Source organism: Chitinophagaceae bacterium (genome assembly GCA_007695095.1).
In the GTDB taxonomy this organism is placed as follows: domain Bacteria; phylum Bacteroidota; class Bacteroidia; order Chitinophagales; family REEL01; genus REEL01.
On the sequence record REEL01000084.1, the window covers coordinates 1 to 5363 of the forward strand.

Below are 5363 nucleotides of genomic sequence, written 5' to 3' on the forward strand. Positions count from 1 at the left end.
CCCCCAGAAGGTCACGCCTTCTATCGTATTTGTACCTTGTAAAAAACTCATCCTGGTTCATTGATATCTGCTTCTTTCTATATAAGTTCCATTTACTAACTCTTTTATTGCTTCACAATCTTCTTTGCACGAATTGCAAATTTTGGTACGTAAAATAGAAATTTTCCTTGGAAGTTGTTCTGTCACTTCGAAATGTGGAGGAATAATTTTAACATTTTCTACATTAATACTATTTTGAAAACTAAAGTGGGGTATGTCAACGGTTTGGCTCATAAAAGTAGCAACGCCAGGTCTAAGCATTTTACGCAGGATAAAAGATCGTCTATGATTGCCTGAAACTAAATCCAGCTCAACAGTAAACATACCACTTTTGTTTCCCATATTTGTGATTGAGGTAAAAGCCATTAATTGTGGTTTTACATTGGTACCCCAATAACCATTAATCCTGGTAAAGGATATGGTGTCGTCTAATGTTTTAAAAGGAAAAGGAATCTTTTTTATATATTCCTCCTCAATTTCTGCAAATTCTTTAAACTCTATAAGTATTTCTTCACAATCTTTACAGGAAGGAAAGGCAATGATAAAAAGTATTAGAATTGAACCATAAAAATTGGATGGGAAGGAAAAGCTAATCATATTTTAAGTGTTTTTATCTATAAATGGGTCCACTCCAAGAGCCCCTTTTTATTGTAAATTGCTGCAAAATCCAATATCTTCGTCATCTCGAAAAAACCTCTCCCCAACTTAGCTATACTTCGACTGAAGACCCATTAACCATGGCTATGCCTGTGAAATATTTTCCATTCTTCCCCAATCTTGAATTTTTCGTTCATTTTCATAACTAAAAGGGTTTTCGGGGTGGACTCATAAATCATCATTTTATTATTATTTTTAAATTTTCAATATAATATATAAAACAAAAATAATAACCTAAATTAATTAAATTTGTCAATTCTGTTTTGCATTGTAAGTATTCAAGATCCATTATTGTTGCCTGAATTTAATGTTGTATCCGATTCTATTCTTGGGCCTGTTTCATGCACCGTCGCTGAATCTAAAGGATTTTCATTTTTAGGGTCTGGTTCATCGCTCATATCCAAATTTGAATCATGATCATTTTCTGAGTCTGTTTTAGTGGTAGTTTCAGCATCTGAGTCATTTTCATTTTCGGAGTCTGTTTCAGTGGTAGTTTCAGAATCTGATCCATTTTCATTTTCTGAGTATGTTTTAGTGGTAGTTTCAGCATCTGAGTCATTTTCATTTTCTACCGCTTCAATTTTACTTTCATTCTTTTCATCAGTATCTGAGGACAAAAAAGAGCTTCCCCAATAAACTCCAAAGACAATTGCAGCAAAGAGTGATAGTAGAATAAAAGCTTTGTAGGTTTTCTTATTTAATTTTGAAGGCGATGATTCATTTTTCAAGTTTTTCTCTTTACTCTCTGTTCTTGTTGATCCTAAGCCCGTGGCTGAAGATGTTGCAGCCAAATCCATTGATGTAAGATTAGCGGGAATTGGAACAAAGTCCCAGCCGATATTGGCTAAAATGGCAGTATTATTATCACTCGAATTTTTAGCGGCGTAATTTTTAATTTCTTTTATGATATCTGAATTAGTGAGTTCCGGATTACCCATTATTGCTTCAAGTCCTGAATTGGTCCAGGATTCTACAACTCCATCTGAGCATAAAAACAGGCGATCACCTTTAGAAAAATTTTCTAAAATATTTACAGTCGGTTTGGATGGGGCTTTGTCTGTTGCTTGAAGCACACGCGTAATTACATTTTTTCTGGGGTGAGTCGCTGCTTGTTCCTCTGTAATCATTTCTGCATCAACGAGTTCTTGTACTAATGAATGGTCTTTGGTTTTCCATTTAATTTCTCCAAGCTCAGATATATGATAAAGCCTACTGTCTCCTACATGAATGACTACAAGATATTCAGAAATTTTCACAGCAAGAACCATTGTGGATCCCATTCCACTAGCTTCATTATAGTTAGCGACATAGCGATTGAGGGCGTCGGAAATGTGGTTTACAAGCTCATTAGCCCAATGGTTTATATCTTCAATTGCGGGAAGACCCGATTCAATAAATTCTGCGGTATGAGTAACTACTAATTTTGAAGCAACATTACCTTTAGCAAGTCCTCCAACACCATCAGCGACAATTAGATAGTTGAAATCCCAGTCGCAATGGTCTTCTTGATACTCTCTCTTTCCCTTGTTAATATAGGATTCGACATCATAAAAAGGAGAGGTTCCTGAAAATTCATCTTTATTATTATCTTTCATAGTTTAGCTTTAAAAAGAGGGGAGAATAAGGATACTTTATAATCACAAGTAGTTATAAGAAACTACTCAAGTGTAACTTTATAAACATTACCCTGGATATTTTCAACCCATCTAAGCCTCATATCCCGGTCTGTTTGAATGGTAAGGTTGCCAGAGCTGGAACCAATAATCATTTGTTTGCCTGTAGGGGTTTCTACCAAAGTTTTTACCAGAATTCGATATGGTTTTGTTCCTTTCTCTAAAGTAAATCTTCTCAGAATTTTTTCATTATCTTTTGTAAGTGCCCACTGGTAGGAGTTATCACCATGTGTAAAATAAATTTCCATATAGTCCTGAGCATCCCTAAGTTCAGAATATATACCCAATTTGGCGGTATTAGAAGAGGGACCAACTTTATTATCAATAACGACATCAGATTCCAGCTTTGCTTCAACCCATGAAGAAAAAGATCCGATGTAATTGGCTCCATATTTTATCCACATATATCCATCCTCACCCCATTCAGGACCCCAGGAATTTCTAATTAACCACGCACCTTTATCATCATCCCATCCTATTATGTTAACAGCATGGTTAACCTTTCCGGGATTAGAATCACCCGTAAAAACACCGCCTTTATAATGCAAAAATTGTGAAGTAACAGTAACAGCACATGATATAGAGCCATATCTTAGAACTGCTTCTTTAATCTCAAGAACATCAGGAGGAATTGGCTTTTCCAATAAAAAGTTATGACCATCGAGAATTCCATAACTTACTGCTTCAAAATTGCCTGAGAAAACATTACATGGCCCTTGACCTTGGATATATGGTAGCTGACTTTCACCGACCAGGGTCATACCTCCATGAACCAAGGCTTCAAATACTGAAAAATGCCATCCACCACTACAATCATTATTTTGGATACAATTCACCATTTGTTGTTCAGACACATTAGGTCTTTTTCTGTTTCTTTTAGCATAATTTGATTCATAAGAGGAGGCTGCACTGAAGGCCCAACATGAGCCACAAATCCCTTGATCTCTAATAGGTCCTACATAGCCTTTTTCACGAAGATCATATCTCCTAAGGTTAGCTGCTTCAGATCTTAGTCGGTTGGATTGTAAAACAAGATCATATCCATTTCCATAAAAACTTTCAAGTTGTTGTTTTTGGTTCTGTAGAAAAAGATCATCCGGAACAATAAGACCAGTAGTTTTTTGGGCTAAAGCGCTCGTTAAATGAAATGCAAATAGAAAAGATATCAGGAGGTAACTTCTATAAAAAGCCAAATTTTTCATAATATTTTTTTTTAATTGGTAATGCTCTATTAATGCTTAATGCTATCCGAAATTATTGAAATGTTTCTAAAAATAGCTGTAGTATCATTCTCTACAAAAGGTCTTTTAAAAACAAATAAAAGATTGAATGTCCCGAAATCTTCGGCAGTAAAAAGAAAATGATGATAATCAATTTCATTATTGTTTTCTTTTTTTCTTTCATCCCATTGATGCAAAAGATTAAGAGCCGGATCTTGTTCTTTTAGCGCCCAGGCTCTTCCTGACGCCAATTGACCTTGCAGGCTAACAAGTAAACTATCTTTTCTGTCGTAAAAGAGTGAGTCGTGGAACTCTGATATATGGTTTTGATGGGGTTCACTGTATGTAATAATGGAATCAATTTCCATTGAATCTATTATTAGGATGATAGAGTTACTATTATCCTGCTCAGGGAAGCTAACTGTTCGATTGTTGTTACAGGCCAATATAAAAAGAAAAGAACAACAATAAATTAAACCTGAAATATATCTTTTGCTTATCATTTGAAAATTATTTTAAAGGACGTTTTACCGATACGGACAGTGTCTTTCACGAGAAGAGCTATCTCATCATTATTTTCAATGGCTTGTTCGTTTATGTAAGTTGAATTAAGGCTACCAATATCAGAGATAAAAACCCGGAATCCTTGTTGGGTATCACCTTCCACCATTAGTTTACAATGTTGTCTTGACATTTTAAGATCTGTGCATTGAATATTGATTTTATTCTTACCTTCATCCACTGTAGGTCCCCTGCCAATTATATTAACACCATTTTTCAATCGATAAACCTGAGACTGACAAGATTCATTTTCATCAATTTGTATATAGGGAGTTTTTCCTTCATATTTACTTGCTGACACTACTATAGTATTTGATGAAGAACCAGTAGATATTTGGGTAAAGGAAGGATTTTGATTTGCTTTACTAGTTTCAGATCCAGCTTGTGACTGGCCTGAGTTTAAAAGTGCAGAATTTACAGTAACTGGAAATCGTTTTCCACAACTTTTACATGGGACAGTAAATTTTTTATTAAAATAAACAGCCAATTGCTTAGCTCTATATTTATGAATTTGTTCACAATGGGTACATGAGATACTAATAAGGTTTGGTTTCTGACTCATTTTTATTTTTTAAATAGAAGAAGGGAGGTTGTTTATTGAAAAAATTGCTTTTTTTTAACTAGATTAAAACACCTGATTAACCAAGCTCGATAATATCGTCATCACCATCACTTAAGATATCTGAGCCAAAAGGATCTTCTGCGAATGGATCAATATTTTCATCGATTATAAAAACATCTGAGAGCTCGTCAATTTCAATGATTTCATCATCGATAATTACGACATCAGTTAAATCAAGAGGTGATTCAACACTATCATCGATGATAACAATATCCTCATGATCGAGGAAATCTATATCTTCTTCTTCCCCATTTAATATTTTTACAATTGCCTCTTCATCTAAAAAATCTCCTTTTGAATTGGGATTAACTGATGCCATGAACTCCTTTTGATCCTCCGGGGTCATTGCCTCCCATTCCTCTTTGTAGTATGTATTATAGGAAGCTCCCTTCCACTCAAAAAAGCCGCCTGCTCCTACATCGTTTCTGGCAGCTGCAAATGCTTCTCCAAATGACATATCATCATTGACTACTTCTGAAAATGGGGCTTCAGGATAAACGGGTATTTCTATTGATTCACCACTTTCGACGATATCAGGATCTTTATTTTCTTCTTCAACCTTACCACCACTCGCTCCCATTAAAGACATTG

At 35.0% G+C, this 5363-nt stretch carries 6 protein-coding genes; all 6 read right to left on the minus strand.

Annotated elements, in window-relative coordinates:
* Window positions 1–57: 57 nt before the first annotated feature.
* Complete coding sequence (locus EA412_04455; protein TVR80578.1) at window positions 58–636, minus strand: hypothetical protein; 579 nt, start codon at window positions 634–636, stop codon at window positions 58–60.
* A gap of 338 nt (window positions 637–974) precedes the next feature.
* Window positions 975–2291: a hypothetical protein gene (locus EA412_04460; protein TVR80579.1), complete on the minus strand. Its 1317-nt coding sequence runs from the start codon at window positions 2289–2291 to the stop codon at window positions 975–977.
* A 62-nt stretch (window positions 2292–2353) separates the two neighbouring features.
* Window positions 2354–3571, minus strand: coding sequence for a hypothetical protein (locus EA412_04465; GenBank protein TVR80580.1), 1218 nt, complete (start codon window positions 3569–3571; stop codon window positions 2354–2356).
* Between the two features lie 29 nt (window positions 3572–3600).
* On the minus strand, window positions 3601–4092 hold the full coding sequence (locus tag EA412_04470; GenBank protein ID TVR80581.1) for a hypothetical protein: 492 nt from the start codon (window positions 4090–4092) through the stop codon (window positions 3601–3603).
* A complete protein-coding gene (locus EA412_04475) occupies window positions 4089–4712 on the minus strand; it encodes an FHA domain-containing protein (protein ID TVR80582.1) in 624 nt (207 codons plus the stop codon). The genes EA412_04470 and EA412_04475 overlap by 4 nt, the downstream gene beginning before the upstream one ends.
* A 76-nt stretch (window positions 4713–4788) precedes the next feature.
* Window positions 4789–5361 (minus strand): hypothetical protein, encoded by a 573-nt coding sequence (locus tag EA412_04480; protein ID TVR80583.1) that lies wholly within the window; start codon window positions 5359–5361, stop codon window positions 4789–4791.
* Window positions 5362–5363: the final 2 nt, after the last annotated feature.